Genomic DNA, 892 nt, shown 5'->3' on the forward strand with positions numbered 1-892 from the left:
TTACCAATGTTGCCATTAACTTTTACTAAAAAGTTACGACCTACAATCATAGGCTCTGTTTCTGGATGGTTTATATTATTTGGTAAAATAGCGCGACCGCGGGCTATTTCGTCGCGTACAAATTCTGGGGTAATAAATTCAGGAATACTCGCACCAAACGACTCGCCTTTATGCTGCGCGGCAAGTAATTCTTTACGGATTTCTGCACGCCCCATATTTTCACGAACAGCTACGTATTCCATTTCAGGGGTAATAATCCCTTGGCGTGCGTAGTGCATTTGCGTTACGTTTTTACCAGCGACACCACGGCGAATTTTTGGAAGATGATCAAAGCGAATATGATCCAACCCTTCATCTGCCATGCGCTGCTGCGAAAACTGCGACGTCACTGACTCTAAAACCTCAGTGTCACCACGGCTTTCAATCCATTGTTCACGAAATTTTGGTAAGCCTTTGCGCACGTCTAGTTTAAAATTAGGATCGGTATACGGGCCCGACGTATCGTAAACACGAAGCGGATCGTTTGACTCATAAACAGGGTTTTCATCTGTGCCGCCAATAAACGTGTCACTTAACGTGATTTCACGCATACCAACACGCACACCTGGTTGAGTACCTTCAACGTATACTTTATGAGAATTTGGGAACGGTTGACCCGTTAAGTTATAAATATATTCAGACGCGGCAGCACGAGTTTCTCGGCGTGACGCTTTATTTGTAGTATTTGACATGACTTGCCTCATTGCTTAAGGGTTGTCTTGTCAGATATTCCGAGGAATAGAGAAAGATCGTAAAGTAGCGTACATGCTACTTTGCAGCCTAAAAAATAAATCACTTTATTGTGCGCATAAAAAAAGACGCACAAGCGTCCCATTTTAGGCAGCTTGTTCCC

At 43.5% G+C, this 892-nt stretch carries 1 protein-coding gene; it reads right to left on the reverse strand.

What is annotated here, in order from left to right:
• Window positions 1–731 (reverse strand): phosphomethylpyrimidine synthase ThiC (locus H5072_RS20505; RefSeq protein ID WP_182694641.1); only part of this gene is annotated, 731 nt, incomplete at its 3' end.
• Window positions 732–892: the final 161 nt, after the last annotated feature.

The sequence above is a fragment of the Pseudoalteromonas sp. SR45-5 genome (assembly GCF_014163565.1).
Classification (GTDB): domain Bacteria; phylum Pseudomonadota; class Gammaproteobacteria; order Enterobacterales; family Alteromonadaceae; genus Pseudoalteromonas; species Pseudoalteromonas distincta.